Source organism: Paenarthrobacter nitroguajacolicus, from assembly GCF_031455195.1.
GTDB classification, from domain to species: Bacteria; Actinomycetota; Actinomycetes; order Actinomycetales; family Micrococcaceae; genus Arthrobacter; species Arthrobacter nitroguajacolicus_D.
In genome coordinates this window covers 1-20153 of record NZ_JAVDSH010000009.1, presented here as the reverse complement: position 1 = coordinate 20153, position 20153 = coordinate 1, and the positions used below count along the sequence as shown (strand labels likewise).

12 protein-coding genes and 1 pseudogene are annotated in these 20153 nt (G+C 57.5%); 6 read left to right on the top strand and 7 right to left on the bottom strand.

Features of this window, described 5'->3' with window-relative positions:
* Window positions 1-14 precede the first annotated feature (14 nt).
* Entirely contained in the window at window positions 15-1292 is a 1278-nt protein-coding gene (wecC, locus tag J2Y68_RS17185; RefSeq protein ID WP_397335272.1) for a UDP-N-acetyl-D-mannosamine dehydrogenase, read from the top strand.
* Between the two features lie 625 nt (window positions 1293-1917).
* Here wecC and J2Y68_RS17180 read toward each other — a convergent pair.
* From J2Y68_RS17180 to J2Y68_RS17170, 3 genes are read right to left on the bottom strand one after another with little or no spacing between them, the layout of a single operon-like run.
* Entirely contained in the window at window positions 1918-2778 is an 861-nt protein-coding gene (locus J2Y68_RS17180; RefSeq protein ID WP_309995088.1) for an acyltransferase, read from the bottom strand.
* On the bottom strand, window positions 2768-4696 hold the full coding sequence (locus J2Y68_RS17175) for a hypothetical protein (protein WP_309995086.1): 1929 nt from the start codon (window positions 4694-4696) through the stop codon (window positions 2768-2770). The genes J2Y68_RS17180 and J2Y68_RS17175 overlap by 11 nt, the downstream gene beginning before the upstream one ends.
* The gene (locus J2Y68_RS17170; RefSeq protein WP_309995084.1) at window positions 4696-6714 is read right to left on the bottom strand and encodes a CDP-glycerol glycerophosphotransferase family protein; all 2019 of its coding nucleotides are present in this window, start codon (window positions 6712-6714) and stop codon (window positions 4696-4698) included. Before J2Y68_RS17170 ends, J2Y68_RS17175 begins: the two co-directional genes overlap by 1 nt.
* A gap of 1031 nt (window positions 6715-7745) precedes the next feature.
* Between J2Y68_RS17170 and J2Y68_RS17165 the strand changes: the two genes are divergently transcribed.
* Complete coding sequence (locus J2Y68_RS17165) at window positions 7746-9605, top strand: glycosyltransferase family protein (RefSeq protein WP_309995082.1); 1860 nt, start codon at window positions 7746-7748, stop codon at window positions 9603-9605.
* A gap of 139 nt (window positions 9606-9744) precedes the next feature.
* On the opposite strand, the gene wecB is transcribed toward J2Y68_RS17165, so the two are convergent.
* The 4 genes from wecB to J2Y68_RS17145 all read right to left on the bottom strand — a co-directional run bounded on the left by wecB (window position 9745) and on the right by J2Y68_RS17145 (window position 14445).
* A complete protein-coding gene (gene wecB, locus J2Y68_RS17160; RefSeq protein ID WP_309995080.1) occupies window positions 9745-10884 on the bottom strand; it encodes a non-hydrolyzing UDP-N-acetylglucosamine 2-epimerase in 1140 nt (379 codons plus the stop codon).
* 603 nt (window positions 10885-11487) lie between these two features.
* Window positions 11488-12534 (bottom strand): hypothetical protein, encoded by a 1047-nt coding sequence (locus tag J2Y68_RS17155; protein WP_309995078.1) that lies wholly within the window; start codon window positions 12532-12534, stop codon window positions 11488-11490.
* 814 nt (window positions 12535-13348) lie between these two features.
* Window positions 13349-13921: a YdcF family protein gene (locus J2Y68_RS17150; protein ID WP_309995076.1), complete on the bottom strand. Its 573-nt coding sequence runs from the start codon at window positions 13919-13921 to the stop codon at window positions 13349-13351.
* 59 nt (window positions 13922-13980) lie between these two features.
* A complete protein-coding gene (locus J2Y68_RS17145) occupies window positions 13981-14445 on the bottom strand; it encodes an Lrp/AsnC family transcriptional regulator (protein WP_309995074.1) in 465 nt (154 codons plus the stop codon).
* 171 nt (window positions 14446-14616) lie between these two features.
* Here J2Y68_RS17145 and pdhA point away from each other — a divergent pair, with 171 nt between their 5' ends.
* The 4 genes and pseudogenes from pdhA to J2Y68_RS17125 all read left to right on the top strand — a co-directional run.
* A complete protein-coding gene (pdhA, locus tag J2Y68_RS17140) occupies window positions 14617-15810 on the top strand; it encodes a pyruvate dehydrogenase (acetyl-transferring) E1 component subunit alpha (RefSeq protein WP_309995072.1) in 1194 nt (397 codons plus the stop codon).
* On the top strand, window positions 15807-16895 hold the full coding sequence (locus J2Y68_RS17135; RefSeq protein WP_309995070.1) for an alpha-ketoacid dehydrogenase subunit beta: 1089 nt from the start codon (window positions 15807-15809) through the stop codon (window positions 16893-16895). Before pdhA ends, J2Y68_RS17135 begins: the two co-directional genes overlap by 4 nt.
* Window positions 16896-16897: 2 nt before the next feature.
* Window positions 16898-18355, top strand: a complete 1458-nt coding sequence (locus J2Y68_RS17130; protein ID WP_309995068.1) for a dihydrolipoamide acetyltransferase family protein — start codon at window positions 16898-16900, stop codon at window positions 18353-18355.
* Between the two features lie 209 nt (window positions 18356-18564).
* Window positions 18565-20153: pseudogene (locus J2Y68_RS17125) on the top strand (hypothetical protein); the annotation flags it as partial.

The following is a 20153-nucleotide window of genomic DNA, read 5'->3' as shown; positions in this document are numbered from 1 at the left end:
AAATGGGGAGCATTTTGAACACCATCAATCGCGTCGCAGTTATTGGCCTGGGCTACATCGGGCTTCCGACTGCAGCCATTTTGGCCACCAATGGCATGGAGGTCATTGGCGTGGACGTAAGCCCAAGTACTGTCGATGCCGTGAACGCAGGTCAGGTGCCGTTCGTGGAGCCGGACCTGGCCGTGCACGTTTCCGGGGCCGTAAGTCAGGGTCGCCTCAAAGCGACGACATTGACCCCACCAGCCGAGGCCTACATCGTGGCGGTACCAACTCCGTTCAGGGACGACCACTCTGCTGACCTTAGCTACATAGAGGCCGCCGCTCGCGGGATCGCCCCGCAATTGCAGGGTGGTGAGCTACTTATTCTCGAGTCGACCTCGCCTCCGGGTGCCACTGAACACATGACCAACTACATTCTGGGTCTACGCCCCGATCTGAGCATTGATGGTTCTGACTCCCGGCCCGCGATCCTCGTAGCTCATTGTCCTGAACGCGTTCTTCCAGGTCGAGTAATGATCGAGCTCGTGACCAATGACAGGATCGTAGGCGGCATGACTCCTGAAGCTGCGGAGGCGGCCAAAAAACTCTACGCAGTATTTTGCCAAGGCGAGATCCTCACTACGGATGCCGTTACCGCTGAAATGGCGAAGCTCGTGGAGAACTCATATCGTGATGTCAATATCGCGTTCGCCAACGAGCTGTCTGTGATTAGCGACAAATTGGGAATCGACGTCTGGGAGCTGATTCGCTTGGCTAATCACCACCCACGCGTAAACATCCTCCAGCCGGGACCAGGTGTTGGCGGACACTGCATTGCTGTTGATCCATGGTTCATCGTTGCTGCAGCTCCCAAGGAGTCACAGCTGATCCGCACTGCTCGCGAGGTGAATGATGGGAAACCTGAATGGGTCGTTGAGAAAGCAATACAGGCTCTCGATGCCTTTGGCCCGGCGTCTGAGATCGCGGCCCTTGGTCTGGCTTTCAAAGCAAACATTGATGATCTTCGAGAATCGCCTGCCGTACTGATTACCAGCGTTCTTGCCGAGCAGCTACCCGGCCGGCGTATTAATGTGGTCGAACCGCACGTGGAAGCTTTGCCGCGGGCCCTTGCGACCCGCGAGAATGTGGAACTGGTTGCAGTTGAGACCGCCATCGAGCGTTCAGATGTAGTTATTCTTCTTGTTGACCACGAACAATTCCGAGGACTCGATTTGGAGATCCTTAAGGGGAAGAGCGTCGTTGACACCAGAGGGGCCTGGGACCACACCAAACTTGAATCGCAACGTATTTGACACTTGACGGGCCCACCGGATTCTAGGGCTGGCTGATTGGCCAAGTGTTGTGGCGGGAGGCTGAAACGGAGGACGGGAAGCACCTGGATCGTTTCGAGCCGGTCATCCAGCCCACTGCTCGGCGGCCGGCGGGCAGGGATTTGAGCAGTTGTGAACGGTCCTCGATCACGAACCGCAACAGTGCCGTCCATGGCCCTGCCAGCCCGGGGGCCGCTGATCGTGGTGAGGCGTGGACATGCCGGCGTACCTCCTGACGAGATATCGATGCCTATGGGCGCCAAAGCGAACTACTCAGCGTCCATATGCATTTGCTGGCCGCGCCATAAAATACGCTGGGATTGGTTTCACCAGGAGGGCGAGGCTGGGTGCTGAGGAGGATGCCTTCAAGGCCCCGCCGCAGCCGACGCAAGTCCCACGCACCCAAGAACCCGAACCCGTCCACCAGCTTCGTTATGTCCTCAGCTGGGCGTCGTGAACTGGCTAATCAGAAGGCGATGTGACTGCCCTCCGTCACCGGCGCGGCCACCGAAGTAGTGCTGCATGGAATGAGCCAGGAAACCCATGTAGGACGAAACGGACGATATGCCCACCACGGTGACGAGGTGGGCATATTCACATTATTGAGTCAGGCAATGAAGAATCGATTTTTCGCTGTGAGTTCATCCAACCTATGGCACCATGCCGCGCGTCCGGGCCCATCGCTAGCCTGTTCCAGCTCCGCTTCCAGCTTATCGATCTCCAAAACAAATCCATCGCGGGAGTAGATGAAATCATCCTTGGCCTCGAACCCGCTGCGATCAGTCTGCGCTTGGGTGTACGCGTGGACTGATGGTCGAGTCCAGAACACGCCCGTACCGACAATACGGCCAGGCACGCCTGCTGCTGTTGAGTTGGATGGAATCGGCTTCGTAATTAGTGCACGAGCCGCCAGTATGCTCCCAGAACCGACTCGAGCCCCCTTAAGCAGTAACGTGTCTTCGCCAAGCCAAACGTGGTCGCCTACCCAGATCGATGCACTTGGGTTAACGCGCCGGTGGCTTCCGACTGCGTATATGAGATGGGGATCTGCGGTCCTGAAGGTCACCCTGGACGAGAACATTGCATCGGCGCCGATGATTACATGTTTGCGTTCCGTGGGGAGGAACCGGGCCTCCGAAGTGAAGGACGCTCCGGGTCCCAAATACAGGACTGAGTCTTCGAATACTGACGCTACTAAGCGTATAAAGCGGGGCGATTTACGGATATGGATAACCGCATTATTTCCTAAAAACCTAAGTCGAGTGTTCCTGAGTTTTGCCCCGTCTTCAATAAATAGAACGTTGCCGGTTCCGGCAAATTCCACAGACGAATTGAGGAACTCTGCTCCGTCAGTTTCATTGAGCTGGATCGTGTTGTCTTTGACGGTGGCGACATCCGCATAGGTCCTGATGATCTGCAGCGGGGTGGAACTTTCTACCACTGCAGCAGCAACGTTGTTATCTTGCATCGCTAAGGAGGGCTTCCTTCTCTCGGGCTGCAGCGCCTGCCGCAACACGGGACTCAAGTTGTTTTGGGGACACAGTGACTAAGTGCTTGTCCTTCCAGTCGACCTTGGACAACAGCTTTAAAGCCTCTTGTCGGAAGTTTACGTCATGGACAACAATTCGTAGGCGCGTCGCCTTCGAAGCTATGACGAAGCGAAGCGCGACCAGTTCGACCAATGCCCACCCATTCAGAGCTTCGACAATTGCAACATGGGAGGTCTGATGCCCTTCAGTCTTCTCCAGCATGTAGTCGACGTCGTCCGCAATGTCTTTAACGAAGTGGACCTCCATTGTGTCGCCTGCTGTGTCCAGTTCAAGGCTCCGGTAACGGTAGCGTCCGAAGGTGTCACCATCTAGGGCCACGTAGTTCCGAGGCTGGCGGCTGTTGACGTTTAGGGCATGAAAATCAAAGTTTCCACGAGGACTCTGCCTGGCGCCCCGAACTAACGGTTCGGGCAATGTGCTTGACCACCGGGTTCCGTTCGTTTCCCAAGCTGTGATACCTGCTATATCTTCGATTGGGTCATACGCTGCGGCGAGCACCTGGTTATCTGAAGTGAACTTAACGAAACGATATGAGTGCTCGGTCATCAGATGCAGAAACTTTGTTCTCCCAAGCGTGCCCTCCAGGTACCAGTTAGCACCGACAATTCTCGAAGCTGCTGAGTCAACTCGGGCCTGTGCCAAAACTGAGTCGCCACGCGCATAGGATCGGACGTTCTCGCATTTGAACTCCTTCGCCTTTTCCCCAGCGAGGAATGTTCTGATTAGGCCCATCATCGAAGGAAGAGCAGCACGCGCTACAGCAGAGTGGCCTCCATCAACCCTGTATTTGGTCAAGTTTGGAACATCATGAGCGAGTTCAATCAGCGAATGGTTGCTGAGCTCATCTGAATTGGTATAGAAGTAATGAATTTTCCGCCCTTCGCTGAAGTACTGGCGAAGTAAAGCCTCTGGTTGTTCGGCACTACAAATGGAGGCATTGCGGAAGAGGTTATCCCTAAAGAATGGCTTATTGAAGTAATAAGGGAGATTCATTTGTGGAACGGCCAATAGCAAGGTGGCCTGTGGGAAGTCCTTGGCATAATTAATAGCAATGCTACCGCCCTTCGATGCACCAAAGAACAGCATCTGGGATTCGTCCACGTCGTACTGGCTTCGTAAGCCTTCCAGGACTGCCCAAACGCGTTCGTAAAGAGAGCGACCGGCGCTGTCAACCATCATGTATGAACCTGCAGCCAGATAGCGGTCCTGAAAACACACCATCAATGTATCTTTTAGGTCAGCCTTTGTGACCTCCTTCAAATAGCTGACTGCATAGCTGATGCGAGAAGTCGAGGGACCGAATCCAGGAAAAGTAATTAGTAGCTTTTTGGGGTTCGTCGAGTTGCCCCGCAGAGAGTAAAAGACGTCTCCGTGCTGTTCGACTCCATACTGATGATCATATTTGAGCTGCTGAGGCGTTGTGAACGCACCGCGTCCAATCTTGAGCTCATAAGGAGCATCAATATCCAAACTGAATCTTGAAACATCATTGGATGTAACAACTATGTTTCGGTATTCCAAAGGGAAGCCGCGTGCAGGCGGTTCTATTTCGTTACCGTAAGCAACTTCGGAGTCCTGCAGCAAGCGAAACTGCTTGCCCCGGTGCTTTTCCCAGTTGCTTATAGTTAGCTTCGCGAAGAACAACCCAGGGGGAAGGCTCTCCGAAGCAATTCTCCGCAGACTTCCGTCTAGGCCCTTGGTTTGCACAAATTTGCTGACCCTATGCTCAGAAGGCAGGGACATGATTCGGCGGGCCAAGCTGGTTCCCAGCTCAGAGTAGGCTGCGGCCTTGCCGAGTTCTGATACTTGGCGCCGTGCGCCTCGAACTATCTTCATCAGAGACTCAACATCCTCTCTACAATCTTGGAATTAATCCGCTCTGGGTCGACTCCCTCAAAGAAACGCTCATGTCGGTGAGTGTACTGTTCATCAGAGTGGAGGTAGCCCTCATGGACAATGTGGTTGATGAGTTCGGAGTGTTCCTCGAAAACGGGACCCAATCCGTCCTGCCTGAAGTTCAGGCGACCTTCATAGGGTTGATCGTTGAAGAAATCGACGGCATCCCACTGGTAGTAGGCAATAGGCGTTCCGATAAATGCGGCATCAATTACTGCAGAGCTGTAATCCGTGAAGACCATCTCGGCGGAAGATATGGCCTCTCGATAGCTCAAGTCGGATTTGATCACTCGATCAGAGAATCGGAAGTGGCTCGCCCGCTTTTCTACATTGGGATGAAGCTTCACGTGCAAAGTTCGCCCAGTCCGTTCCAGGAAGTTGAGGAGCGACTTGTCAGACAGAATCGCATCGATGGCACGGAAGTAGCTTGACTGCGTAAAATGCTCCGTTGAAGATTGGTGCAAGTTGAATCGCCATGTGGGCAGGAATAGTAGATGCTTATCTGCGTTGTCAGCCCGTACCAGTGATTCGAAGCGCGGAAGTCCTGAGTTAAGGGTCTCTACCGGCGCTAGCGCCTTTAAGTAATCTGCTTCTATCTGCCCTGTAGCGACAAAAATATCAAAGTACTTGGACAATACCCAGTCGGTCATGTCATTGAGTTGCACGCCGTGCTGAAGGTAGACGAAGCGTGAGTTTGCAAATGACTTGCCTTTATACCTGATGTTATAGATCTGCGAAGAGATAACGAGATCTGAAATCAGGAACTTTTCGTAGAACTCCTGAGTAAAAATTGGAATTAGTTTGAAGCCTTTGGCCAAGAGCCTATCCCAGTCTTCTGACTTGGGATTGAGTGCGAAGTATGTTTCTTTGTATTCCGGGTGGTTCTTAATGAAATACTCGTACAAGTGCTCGGCGTTATCGTCCGCCTGAAGCGGGCGGTCAAAGAACAGGATTGTCGAGTAGTGGTCTATCGGGCGACTATAGAAGTCGTAACTCGCAGGGCGGAAGTACCCGGGCCGGCGTACGCAGGGAACGTACGATTTCTCGATGGTGAGGATGTCGCTTCCAAGCTGGAGACGGTATAGCTGCAGGGCTGATTCGTCGGCCTCGCCTTCGTGGAAGACCAGATATGAATCTCCCTCGCTGAGTTGCTTGTATAGGTAGCGGGGTTCGGGTTCATTGAGCCATCTCAGCCAGGAACCCTCAAAGGGTTGAAGCGGGTCGAGCAAGTTCGCGAAATCGGCAAGGTCAAATGTGTGAATGACATCGCGAAGATGCGCCAAGCTTACGCGGGAGACTTTTTGAGCGCGAAGTCCGCGCAGGAATGCCGCGAGATAACGAACCAGGTGAAGCCTCACCTCGGTGGACGTGGTCGAAATGAGCGGCACGAGCCTAGTCACGTCATCGTGAAGCTGGAGCCCAATTGCTGCTTTTGTTTCCGACGCTACGGAGAAGCCTGTAGGAAGGGGAGTAATGATGCCCAACGACCAATACAGACGGTAGCTGATGTAGAGCCCGGCACGGTCTATGTCGCCCAAGGCTTCCAGTGCATCAGCCAAGCGCCGAGTGTTGAAGGCCGTACCAAAAACGTCGGTATCCCGGGAATAGTGATAATTCTGGTCAATTTTTGTATTTGCAATGTTGTTTGGGATCGGCCCCGTGTATACAACCGGCTCGGTGAGGTACACCGTGCGTGTGCGCAGGTAGTCGAGCATGGTCGTCACATAGTTAGTGGAAAGCTGGTGGGACGTCCGCATGAAGACGACGTACTTACTGTCGATCTCGTTGCAAAGCCTGGCGATAGTTGCCGTGGTGAGGGGTTCTGAGATGTGAAGAATCCTAAACTCGGATTCCAAGCGCAGGCGTGCAGCCACAAGGCGCCGGTACATGACGGATTCTCTGTCAAGAGTCCCTGACTCTTCGAGGACGATCGTAAGCAAGGGTGATGAGTCGGCCATCTATGTCCTAGGTGAGGTCGAGTGTGCGGGACGGGCGCAGGCATGAATGATGTGTCTGGCGCCCGTAAAGGAATACACAAGGGAACTCGCCAGGTCCCCCAAAGGCTGCGCAGTCAGCCTTGAGTATACGTGATGTTCACCTTCTGGCCTCTTTGCGGACGTCCAACAGAGAAGAGATGTGACGGAGTGAACATATTGCAGTGGGCAGATGCGCCACCCGACGAACGAGTGGAGACCCCTCGGCCCGTTCACCGCAACTTCATTTGGTGTTATCTCCTGCTACACAAAGTCCTGCCACGCTTCAATCACCACCAACGAGCAGAAGGGCTGTGCATGCGAGTATTCCAAGCTGGCGATCCGTTTCCCGTCGACCTGTTGAGCGTAATGGATGAGTGTCCGGGCTCTGCGCCGGGAGTCAGGCCTCAGACCTTTTGCTCTCTTGCGACCGGCCATAGCGGTCACCACGTGGCTGCAGGCGCTGAACATGTTCCAGAACTCGTGACGACCGGGACCCTAGGGGAACTCGTTGACTTCGGTGACCAAGTGGGGGTGGCCAGTCTTACGATTCTGCGCGTTTGGGCCTGAGTCAAACTGCACCTGAAGGTTCTTGTATCGAAGCTGGAGTAACGCGTTCCACATCATCTTTGCTCTCGCCAATGCGGATACGTCAAGATTCGATCCGCAAGGTTAGCCGACCGGTCTCCGACCTCAGGGGCAAAGGATGACCTCCCGTGCAATGGCGCAGATGCACCCAGGCATTGGACTCAAGAGGATTATTGGGCACGAGGAAGTCAGCGGCTTTAACACCGCGCAGTCGGCAGCTCCTGATCCCGCAGGGGATTCCAGCCCTGCCCAGATGCCTGTGACCTTTGGGGGACCTTTCCCAATCATTGGTAGTGTATTGGAGGCGTGCAACTGCCTCCCTGAGCAGTAGGGCGCCCGAATGGGTTGAGCTTGGCTTTCGGCAGCATGGTTCCATACCCGTTAGGAACTGTTCGCCTTGGAAGGAAGCCCCCATCAATATACTGCGCATGGCCCTCGAAAAGCTCGGAAATAGTGGCCCTAAGCAGTTGCTGGGCGCTGAACGGGATGATACGTCGCCAAATACTCCCTGCAACGAGGTGGACGAGCAGCCCCAAACTGGTGACGCCTCGAAGTCGAATATCGACTTCCCGGTTTCTGTTGCTCTACCCCACACATCAGGCTCCAACAAGCTGCGAGTCGGGACCGTCCTAAGCGCATCCTCCGAGGAGGCCTGGGGCTATGAGTGGGAGTGCATCAACCTCCAGCCGACGACGTGGCGTAAAACGTTGCAGAAGGCACATGTGTCGTTACTGTTTGTGGACTCGTCCTGGGCGGACAGCCACGAGGGCTGGGCGGATTTCCCGGGGAGTCCAACGGCCCGCCGTCAAGTGCTGAGTGACATCGTGGAGTGGTGCCGTTCCGAGGAAATCCCCGCAGTGTATTGGTCGCGGGAAGCGGAACCAAGCCACGTTGACCTTCGCTTTGCATTAAGCACGTTCGATAAGGTCTTTGTTTCGGACGCGGCTGTGTTGAAGCAATGTGAGGAGAAATTTGGTCCGGATCGGATTGAGGCATTAGGGCATGCTGCCCAACCGAAGCTGCACAACCCTGTCCGTCTAAGAAGCCACCATCAAACCCGGGATATGGGTGTTATCGATGGGGCTGTTTTTTCCAGCAATTCTGCTGCCCAGGCACGGCAGATGGAGTATCTGATTGACGGAGGACTCGACACGTCAAACAAGATGGGTTCCGCGTTGGAGGTGCTCAGTCCACTGGGTTCCGCCAGTAGTTCAACCGGGGACCTGGCCCTTCATAATGCAGGAACCCTGCCTAGCGAGAAGATGCTGAGCGCTTATAAGGCATTTAAGTGTTTTCTCACGTCGAGTTCTCAGGAAATCATCGAAATCACGGCTTCGGGTACCCCCGTGGTGATGCCAGCGGACGTGCAACTCGTGGTTCCTGTTGATGATCCCATCGGTACAAAGGCGACGAGCCGCGAAGATGCAGCAAACGCGACTCGTGCTCTGATCCGCAGTACGGAACTGCGTGATCGAACTGTGCACTTGGGGCAAAGGAGTATATGGGAGCGCCATACTTATGCACACCGTGCAGCAAGTATTCTCCGGAGCGTAGGCGTAGATGCTGGACCTATCGATGCCCTGAGCATGACGGAGATCCCAACTGTTTCCGTTATTGCGTCGACCATTAGGCCCGAACGCATCAGTGACATCTTGACGACGCTTGCTCGACAAGAGGGCGTGAAAGTTGAGTTGGTGTTATTGGCTCACGGGTTTGAGCCGGAGGAAAATCGACTCCTAGCCGAGGCTGCAAGTATGGGTCTAGACCATGTGGTGGTCCTCACAGAACCTCGCACAACGCCTCTGGGAGAGTGTCTGAACTTGGCGGTTGCTGCTGCCTCGGGAGTGTACTTGGCCAAGATGGATGACGACGACCTCTATGGCGCGAACTATTTGCGCGACCAAGCAGCAGCGCTCCGCTATTCAGGTGCCGTGGTCGCCGGCAAGCATTCCCACTACATGCACCTATCGGAAAGCAACGTCACGTTACTTCGTTTCGAGGATTTCGAACATCGGTTCACCGACTTCGTGATGGGGCCCACTATCTTCACGACGCGTGAAACACTGCGAGCCATCCCTTTCGAAGGACTTGCCCGCGGAGAAGATTCTGAGTTTTTGAGGAGTGTCCGGCGTTCTGGCGGCACCATTTACTCGGGGGACCGGTTCAACTTCGTTCAGGTGCGCTCGGGCGTCGGCGCGGAACACACGTGGTCTGCGAGTGAGAGGGCTTTGATGGCTACAGGAGTAGTGTCGTCCTTTGGACTCAACACACAACACATCATGTTTTAGAGCGCCCTTGGCCCTGCTTGGGCTCGACACCGTCGCGTGAGGGCGAGCCGCCCCTTGTATCTCGACGACTGGATGTGTGCGAACTGACGCTCGCCATGAAGTTGGGGATAACTACCGCCCCATGACGAGACTGGGAGTCCTAGGCGAAGTTGTCGATTCTTCTTCCGATCCCCAACAGCTCGGCGACCGCAGCAACAGTTCGCGCGGCGGCCTTGCCATCGCCGTAGGGATTCACGGCATTGGCCATGGCGTCAAATGCTTCTGGCTGATTCAGGAGCCTATCGACTTCCTTGACGATCGTTTCTTCGTCTGTGCCGATCAACGAGACCGTACCGGCGTCAACAGCCTCGGGACGTTCGGTGTTGTCGCGCATCACCAGAACGGGCTTGCCCAAACTGGGAGCTTCTTCCTGCACTCCGCCCGAGTCGGTCAGGACAATGTGAGCGAGCGACAGCATGCGGGTGAATTCACCGTATGCGAGGGGCTCCGTGACAACCACGTTTTCCTTGCCTTCAAGCGCAGGTAGTACGGCTTCGCGCACGACAGGGTTTTTGTGGGCGGGCAATACGATCACGAGATCCGGTTCCGCGTCCGCAATGCGTGCCAGTGCACGCCCCACACCGCGCATGGCGTCACCCTGATTCTCACGTCGGTGCGTTGTCACCAAAAGGATTCGACGTCGGCTGGCTGCCAGTTCTTCCAGCTGGGGGTCGCTGAACGGAAGTTGCTTGTCGACCGTCGTAAGTAGAGCATCGATCACGGAGTTGCCGGTGACTACGATGGCGTCCTCGGCGATGCCCTCTGCCAGCAGATTCGCTTTGCTGGTGTTGGTGGGCGCCAGGTGCAAGCTGGCGATCTGGCTTGTAATCTTGCGGTTCGCTTCCTCCGGGAACGGCGAGAAGAGGTCGCCACTCCGCAGACCAGCCTCCACGTGTACCACAGGGATCCGGTGGTAGAACGCGGCGATGGCTCCCGCTGTGGATGTGGTCGTGTCGCCCTGAACGATAACGGCATCAGGCCTGTTCGCAGAGAACAGCTTGTCCAGTCCATCAATGGTTCTGGTCATGATCGCCGAGAGAGATTGGCGTTGCTGAAGGATGTTCAGGTCGTGATCTGGTTCAATGCCGAAGAGTTCATTGACCTGGTCGAGCATCTCTCGGTGCTGACCTGTTACGGTCACGATGCAGTCGAAGTCAGCGGACTTTTGGAAGGCGCTGACAATGGGAGCCATCTTGATGGCTTCTGGACGAGTGCCAAAAATCGGCATGACGCTGGGCATGGAATTCCCCCGGGGAGTGGCATTGAGTGACTAGGCGATGCTATCCCACCCAAGGAGCTCACTCTCAATCATGTGCCACGAGGGGTATACCTTATCGGATAAAGATCAACGTCAGGGCCAGAATGGGGATACTGACAGAGACAAGGATCACGAGAACCAGCGCAACTCGTCGCTTTTGACGGAGATTGGTTTCAGCGGGCGCCCCTGCGTCGGGATCACTGTTTGTGGTCACACCAGCCGGAGCGTGTGCGCTAGGCGTTGCCTCCATGCGGGTAGCAGGTTTTAAGCCACCGTCGGTCTGAAAGCCGCCCATAAGGCTCGGCGGAACTTCGGCCCTGAACGCCCGTCTACGAAGGTGGCGAGGGGCGGGCGTAAATGCCGCCGGCCGGCGGACCGGGTCCGTCACTTTTTACTCCTCAGCTGCGTCCGGGGGGAAACTATGGCACGTTCAATTCTTGCATTTCGGGGGCGGCCCGCAACATTTGGGGTCGTCCAGAACACGCTTGCCCGTGCCGGACCGAACCGAAGAAGACGCTGGGTTAGCGCTTTGCGACGCCCGGGAGGACGGTCCCAATCGTTGGGACCGTCCTCTCGATAACTCAGCTAGCCGCGGTCTGAGTAGAGCGCGTCGTTCTTTTGTCCGTAGCCGTTCTTGACATCTATGAAGTAGTTCTTGCCGGACTTCAAGGACGTACTGCCGAGCTTCGCGGTGACGGACTCCAGCAGCGGATTGATGCCCAACTCCTCGCCATAGGTTGGGTTGTAGTTGGATGCCGTCACTGTCTTGTCAAGAGCCCTCCCTGAGTCGTCGACCCACTTGACCTGGACAGTCCCTCCGCTCAGGTTTTGGCCGGTGACCAGCACGTCACCGTTGCCATTGAAAATCGAATCCGTGATGATCGGTGTTGTGCTTCCTGCCTTAAGCCGGTCGATCATGGCTGTACCAGTCCCCGCGCAGGTGAAGTACGGATCCCACATGAAGGAGATGACTTTCACGGGCGTGTTACCGAATTGCTGAATCTGCTTGTCGACGCGTGCCTTGGTTGACTGGCCTCTAAGGCTGTTGTCGCAAGGGTTTTGTGATGTGGCCGGTGCCATGCCCTCCAGGTTGGCCCAGAGGTCTGCCCCCGTTCCTTCGATGCCTTCCGCCATCGCCCAGAAGTAGTCGCGGGTTGGTGCCAGGTACTTGCTTCCCCAGGACCCACTTCCGACTATCGATGCGGCGTACTGGTCAACATCGTTTCCGCTTTCGCTCCCAAAGAAGGAGCCTCCCTTGCCTGTGCCCATGCCGTCCTGAACAGCGATGGAAAGATGGACGTCGCCCGCCGTATCCGCGATGTTAGCGATAGCGTTCCGTGCTTGATCCACTGTTACGCGCCCACCGAAGTTGGAGCGAGAATCGATGTAGGGACTGACAACGGCCGAACGACTCGGCTGATACTGAGCGATTCTGGCGTTTTGCATGCGGTATACCGTGAGGACAGAGTCCCACACGGCCCCATCGCTGAGAGGCATTTCGGTGTGGTGATAGAAGCCGGCAAGGCCGGGAACATTATTGACTTTGCCTTGGTATATCAAGAAGCGGGCGGTGAAAACCGACAGGGTGGCTTGATAGGAAAGGTCAGGGAGATACGTCGTGGTGGTACTCATGACGGGAGCCGGGAGGCCGGCGTAGTACTTCATTCCCAAGCTAGTGGCGGCCTTTCCCAATGACACGGACATTGAGGAAGAGGTTCCGCCATTAATCACTACTACGTCGTAGCTTCCACTCGGAGAGTTACAGCCGCTTCCTTCAGAAGGCAGGACCATGACTGTGTAGATCGTGGTACCACTTGTGACCGTTCTGTCGCGGGCACATAGGATTGCAGGGGACCCCCATGAGTTTCCATCGGAGTACGTGAAGTACCGCTTCACCTTGACTCCGGATGCGGCAGCTGTCGCGCAATTGACCCCCGAGATGGTGCATCCAGCGGGGATAGTGGAAAGCGTGGCGGGTTTCAGCCTGGAGCCGAAGGTGATGACAGTGTCCCCGCCAACGGATTTGATGTCACTCAGCTTCTTAGTGTTCGCTGCGTCGCTTGTGCTTCCATAGATGAAATATCCGCTGATTGGATAAACGGGAGCGGGTGCCGCGTTGGCTGCGGGTGCATGAATAAACCCGACGACCAAAAAGAGTGCGGCCAGTAGGCCGACGCCAGAACGCCGAGCATTTGAGATGAAGGTGGAGCGCGGAAGTCTGATTTTTTCCACGATGGATCCTTGGGCTCGTAGGGTGAGACCTTGGACCTATGCCAAAAGGATGAACCGACGAGTCAGCAGAACTCAAGTGATTGACGAAAACCTTCAAGTGCCTAATTAGATGTCAAGAAACGGGAGACATTGTTGACCTGGGCTGTCGGGAATTTGTGGTCGCTTAACAGCTCTTGTCATGACCTTTGGTTGCCGGTTCGGCATAGCAGCAACTCTAGTGAGAAGTGCACTCCGGCTGCATCCACACGTCGATCAGACCACCCGTTTCCACCACGAACCGGTCCAGCCAAGCGCCCGCAGAGAGGTCGGGGCGGGACCCGACCATCTGTACCTCCGCAGGCGTGCATTGCTCGATCAACGTACCCGCGCGCATTAGGTGATATTCGGATGTCACCACCGTCACTGACTTCCAGCCGTGTTCCGAAATCAACGAGCGAAGGGCTTCCGCTTCGCCCCTCGTATTGAGCGGCGAGGGGCGGAAGCACACCAAATCAGGGTCGTCAGGGTACTCGTCGCACAACGAATCACCCTCCACATTGCCCGCAAGACCAGTGGTGGAGACCACGAGGACCGGTATATCCAAGTCCTTCTGCAGCTTTTCGGCCACCGGCAGCCTCTCCTTGCTCATACCACCCAGGACTACAATCGCGTCCGTGCGATGGGGCTTAGCGTGGGGCGGATCGTAGAAGAACTGGAATGCGGCAATCAGCCAGAGGAGTGCCGCCAAGAAGCAGGCCGCCACGAAAACGCCAAGGACACGCGTGGCGGGGGCAGTTTTGAGGGGCACGGGGACAGTCTAAGGTCCGGAAATGAGCGCTTCCTCCCAAAAACTGCCATGTACGACGCCTACCTCGTATCAACATCCTCAAAAACAAGGAAAGTCTGCGTATCCAGCACGCCGTCCATGGACTGCAACTGGTCGAAGATCACACGTCGGAGGTGGATGTTGTCGGTCGCTCGGACCAGGAGGATAACGTCAAAGTCCCCACCCACTAAGGCGATGTGGTGAACTTCGGGGATGGCGCGCAGCTCCTCTTTCAGTTCGCGCCACGAGTGTTGCTGAACCTTGAGCGTCACGTACGCGGAGGAGCGCAGTCCAGCCTTGATGGGATCCACCAGGGCCGTGAACTTCGTGAGGACTCCTTCGCCGGTAAGCCGTGCGATGCGCGAGTAGGCATGGGCCCGGCTGATGTGCACGTTCTCTGCTACTTGTGTGATGGACATACGGCCGTCCGTGGTGAGCTCGCGGATGATGTCCCGGTCCACGGCATCCAAAGGAACGGCAGTCTGCTCTGCCTCGGCCTCACTCATGTGTACTCCAAATCGTCCACAGCATAGGCGAGTTACCCAGCTCACAATTACAAACTGTCTTTCAGATTACTGAGTTTTCACAAGGTCTTCCATGATCTCGCCGAAAGCTGGATACGAAACAGCGCCGGGGAACATACTGGAAGCACATAGTGGCTAGAGAAGGACGGACCAATGACGATCCATGCAGACCACTCTGCGCCGGAAACGGCTGTAGAGGACCCGGCTGCTGACGTTCGGGCAAAATTCGGCATCAGCGTCGAGGACTACATGCTCCCCGCACGGCACCAGATTCAAATGGTGAACCCGGACGGGACCCTTCGCTCCCGCGACGAGCAGGGCACCGAACCCGGCCATGAATACCCCACGCCCGGCGATGCTGAACTGATGGCCGCTTACGAGCAGCTCGTCGTCGGACGTCGCGTTAACGATCAGAACTCTGCGCTGGTCCGTCAGGGCCGCATGGCCGTCTACCCGTCCAGCCACGGACAGGAAGCCTGCCAGGTTGCAGCTGCCATGTGCCTTAGCGAAGGTGACTGGCTGTTCCCCACCTACCGTGACGCCGTCGCCGTCATGACCCGAGGCGTTGACCCGGTAGAGGTCATGACCATCTTCCGGGGTGACTGGCACGGCGGATATGACCCCAAGAAGCACAAGGTCGGCATCCAGTGCACGCCGCTGACTACGCAACTGTTGCACGCCGTCGGCGTCGCGCATGCTGCCAAGCTGCGCGGTGAGGACACAGTGGTGATGGCCATGTGCGGCGATGGTGCTACCAGTGAAGGCGACTTCCACGAGGCCCTCAACTTTGCCGCCGTCTTCCACCTGCCCGTCATCTTCTTTGTGCAGAACAACAAGTACGCCATCTCGGTACCCCTCAGCCACCAGTCCGTCGCTCCGTCCCTGGCGCACAAGGCCGTGGGTTACGGCATGGCCGGTGAGCGCGTGGACGGCAACGACCTCGTCGCGCTGCTCGCCGTAATGGACCGGGCGGTGAAGCTGGCTCGCGAAGGTTCGGGACCGCTGCTGATCGAAGCCCACACCTATCGCATGCAGGCCCACACCAACGCCGACGACGCCACCCGCTACCGTCCGGACAGCGAAGTCACCGAGTGGCAGGCCAAGGACCCGCTGGCGCGCATGAAGTCGTACCTTACGGACAAGGGTCTCCTGAATGACGAGGCCAGCAACAGGATCACCGAGCACGCAGAAGCCGTAGCCACGCAGCTCCGCGAAGGCCTCGGCGAGGACGTCCCTGTCCAACCGCTGGACCTCTTCAAGTACGTCTTCTCCAAGCCCACCCCGCAGCTGAAAGAACAGTCCGAACTGCTCGCCGGCGAACTCGCCCGTGAGGAGAGCGCAAAATGACCGTCACCACAACCGTCAACGGCAACGTGAGCGCAGCGACCGCCAGCGCCGCCGCTTCCGCTGCGGCTACCGCCGACGCCACCGGCCCGCAGAGCCTCACCATGGCCAAGGCTCTGAATACCGCTATGGCCGACGCCATGCGCGCCGACTCCTCCGTCCTGGTCTTCGGCGAGGACGTGGGAATGCTGGGCGGCGTCTTCCGCATCACCGACGGACTCATGGCGGAGTTCGGTGAACAGCGCTGCTTCGACACGCCCCTGGCGGAGTCCGGCATCGTCGGTATGGCAGTGGGCATGGCAATCAACGGCATGCGTCCCGTCATCGAGATGCAGTTCGATGCCTTTGCCTACCCGGCCTTTGAGCAGATCGTCAGCCACGTTGCCAAAATGCACAACCGCACCAAGGGCAAGCTCAAGATGCCCATGGTCATCCGCGTTCCCTACGCCGGTGGAATCGGGGGAGTGGAGCACCACTGCGACTCCTCGGAGTCCTACTATGCCCACACCGCTGGCCTGAAGGTCTACACCCCGGCCACCGTGGCCGACGGTTACCGCATGCTCCGCGAAGCCATCGACTCCGATGACCCTGTCATGTTCATGGAACCCAAGAAGCTCTACTGGTCCAAGGACCAGGTGGACTTGGGCGCCCTGCGCGCGGAGCACGACGCCGGCACCTCCACCGAGGGCCGAGCGGCTGTCGCCCGTCCCGGCACGGACGCGACACTGATTGCCTACGGCCCGTCCGTCCCCACAGCGCTGGCCGCTGCAGCCGCCGCCGCTGAAGAGGGCCGGTCCTTGGAAGTCATCGACGTGCGCACCCTCGTCCCCTTCGATGATGAAACTGTCTGCGCGTCCGTACGGAAGACGGGACGCGCCGTCGTGATCGCCGAAGCCCATGGCTTCGCATCCGTGTCCTCCGAGATCGTTGCCCGCGTCCAGGAACGTGCGTTCCATTACCTGGCCGCACCGATCCTCCGCGTGACAGGTTTCGATGTCCCGTTCCCGTCTCCCAAGCTGGAGCACTACTACCTGCCAAGCGTCGACCGCATCCTCGACGCCGTCGACGACCTTCAATGGGAGGACTAACCATGAGTTCAGATATGCAGGTATTCCGTTTGCCGGACTTGGGGGAGGGCCTTACGGAGGCTGAACTCGTGAACTGGCTCGTCGCCGTCGGAGATGAAATCAAGGTGGATCAGCCCATCGCCGAGGTCGAGACTGCCAAGTCCATGGTGGAGGTGCCCTCGCCTTATGCGGGCACCGTCGCCGAACTCCACGGCCAGGCCGGTGAGACGCTCGACGTCGGCAAGCCCCTGATCTCGATCGCTCGCGCCGGTGCCGCCACAGTTGCGCCGGAAGCTCCATCAGCTACTGACGATGCCGTCTCGACTGGTGTTACGACATCCCCCGAGGTTGAGGCGGCCGCTGAGACCTACCGGACCGAGGAGAAGGCTGGCTCCGGCAATGTTTTGATCGGGTACGGCACGCCTGGCGGGGCTACCGGAGGGCGCACCCGTCCACGCAAGGCGAGCGTCGCCGTCGTCGATAGCGTTGCTGAGACCGTTGTCCTGCCAACGTTGGAACCGTCCATTTCCGGAACGCGCATCCCTGGCAAACTCAGCGCTGTCATCTCGCCCCTGGTGCGAAAGATGGCGCGGGACCATGGCGTCTCGCTCGATGCCATTGAGGGCTCAGGTGCGAGTGGCCTGATCATGCGCAGGGACGTAGAAGCAGCCATATCCGCGCCGGAACCTTCGGCCGCGCCTGCTGCTTCGCCCGCTCCGCCTGTTTCTGTGGGCGCGGGAACTGCCGAGGGCTCTGTTGATGGTCGGACTGGCCTCGGTGTTTCGGCCAGGACTCCCGTTCGCGGTGTTCGGAAGGCCGTTGCTGCGAACATGACCCGAAGCCGTTCGGAGATCCCCGAGGCTACCGTCTGGGTGGACGTCGACGCCACTGCTTTGCTGGACATGCGGGCCGAGCTCAAGAAGCGTGCGCCGCACGACACTCCTGGCCTGCTGGCTTTCATAGCCCGTTTTGTCACAGCTGGGTTAAAAAAGTACCCAGCCCTTAACACCCGCTTTGAGACGGCTGCTGACGGTTCCCAGGAGATCGTCGGTTTTGACGGAATCAATCTTGGTTTCGCAGCGCAAACGGACCGCGGGCTCGTGGTCCCCTCGGTACGCAAGGCTCATGAGTTGAGTGCCCGTGAACTGGACGCGGAGATACGCCGGCTGACCGCCGTCGCGCGTGAAGGAAAGGCGACGCCAACCGAACTCGGCTCCGGCACGTTCACGCTCAATAACTACGGCGTGTTCGGGGTGGACGGCTCGGCTGCGATTATCAATTACCCCGAAGTCGCAATGCTCGGCGTGGGCCGCATCATCGACAAGCCGTGGGTGGTCAACGGCGAGCTGGCAGTCCGCAAGGTGACTGAACTGACCCTCGCCTTCGACCACCGGGTATGCGACGGCGAAACCGCTGCCGGCTTCCTCCGGTACGTCGCTGACGCGATCGAGAACCCGGGTGGAGCGCTCGCGGATATGTAGCTGCGTGCAGCCTCGATACGACAACGACCTGATCCACGGATCAGGTCGTTGTCGCTTAAATCAATCAAATGACTTGTCATAAACGTGAAATTGCAAAGCGCAAGTCAAGTGTCTGCTTAGAATCTCCGAGGGGGTCAGCTGGTGATCTCCAGCTGTCTGCGATCGGTCGGCTCAGGGCCGCTCGCAATACCCTTAGGACTCCCAGAAAAATGCATAAGAATTACCGCGCCCAAACGCTGACCGCGTTGGGCGCAGCTTTGACTACGCTCGTTATCAGCGGAGGAGTCGTTGCACTTCCTGCTTCGGCCAGTGTTCGCGAAGTTCCAGCTATTGCCTCGCTGCTTGAACGCCCTACCGTTGCGGAGCCTGCACAGTTTCTTTTGACCACCAAAGACGGTGTCGAGGAACCTGCGATCAAGGCTGGAGCAGCTGCTCAGGAGGCCGCCGCGCATCTTGGTGTGGAAGTAAAGGCGCTCACTCAGAAGAATCCGGACGTCTTTCAGGTCGAACTTGAAAAGGCTCTCACAGCTGATGATGCCGCCCTTTTCCTGACATCGCTCCAAGCGGACGCTTCCGTGAAGGTCGCCGTCTCCGAGGATGATGCTGAGAAGCAGACAGCTTTTGCTGTCAGCCCTGGCTCTCCTGATATGGCAGCACCGGTGTTGGTGAGTTCTTCGGTGAGTAAGACGTCGTTTAACTTGGCGGATGGTCCGGCTGTGGTTACGGCTACGGTCCGTTTGACGGATGCCACTGGTGTAAAGGCTCCGACCGTCATTTTGAGCCATTCGGCCACGGGGCAGCAACAAGGCTTTGGCTCTATGTCCTTGGTGTCGGGAACGCCCCAGGATGGCGTTTGGGAGCGGACTATGACGATTCCGCTGGGCTCTGCCACGGGGCAATGGGATGTGACGCTTTATCCCGTAGGGGATGTGTTGGGCAACTCCGGCGGTGGGTTCAGAACATTGGCGACTTTGAACGTCTCGGGTGCGGTGGCGGATGTTTCAGCACCGGTGTTGGTGAGTTCTTCGGTGAACAAGACATCATTCAATCTTTTCGACGGTCCTGCTGTTGTGAAGGCTTCGGTCCGTCTGAAAGATCAGACGGGTGCCACGGCCCCGACTGTCATCCTGAGTCATTCGGAGACTTGGCAGCAACAGGGGTTCGGTTCCATGTCGCTGGTCTCCGGAACGCCGCAGGACGGAGTTTGGGAGCGGACTATGACGCTTCCGGAGTGGGCGGCTACAGGGAAGTGGGACGTTACCTTGTACCCCCTCAGGGATGCCATTGGGAACTCCGGCGGTGGATTTAGGACCCTCGCAACTATTGATGTTCAGAATCAGGCACCCCGCACGCCTGTGACCCCGGCTGCCGTTACCTTCACGGATAAGGACGGTACGAAGGACGACGTTTATGTTGTCCCGGCCACGACCGGTGTTGAGTACCTCGTGGGCGGCAGGGTCGTTGCCGCCGGGACGTACCCGGGTTCGGAGACGGTGACGGTGACTGCCCGTGCGGTGACGGATTATGTTCTGGCCTCGGGTGCAACAGCGTCGTGGACGGGAACGTTCAAGTCGACCCCGTTTGTGGTGACCCCTGCGGCTGTGCTGTTTACGGATAAGGACGGCACGAAGGACGACGTCTATGTTGTTCCGGCCACGGCCGGTGTTGAGTACCTGGTTGGTGGGAAGGTCGTTGCTGCTGGGACGTACCCGGGTTCGGGGACGGTGACGGTGACTGCACGTGCGGTGACGGATTATGTTCTGGCTGCCGGCGCAACCGCGTCGTGGACGGGAACGTT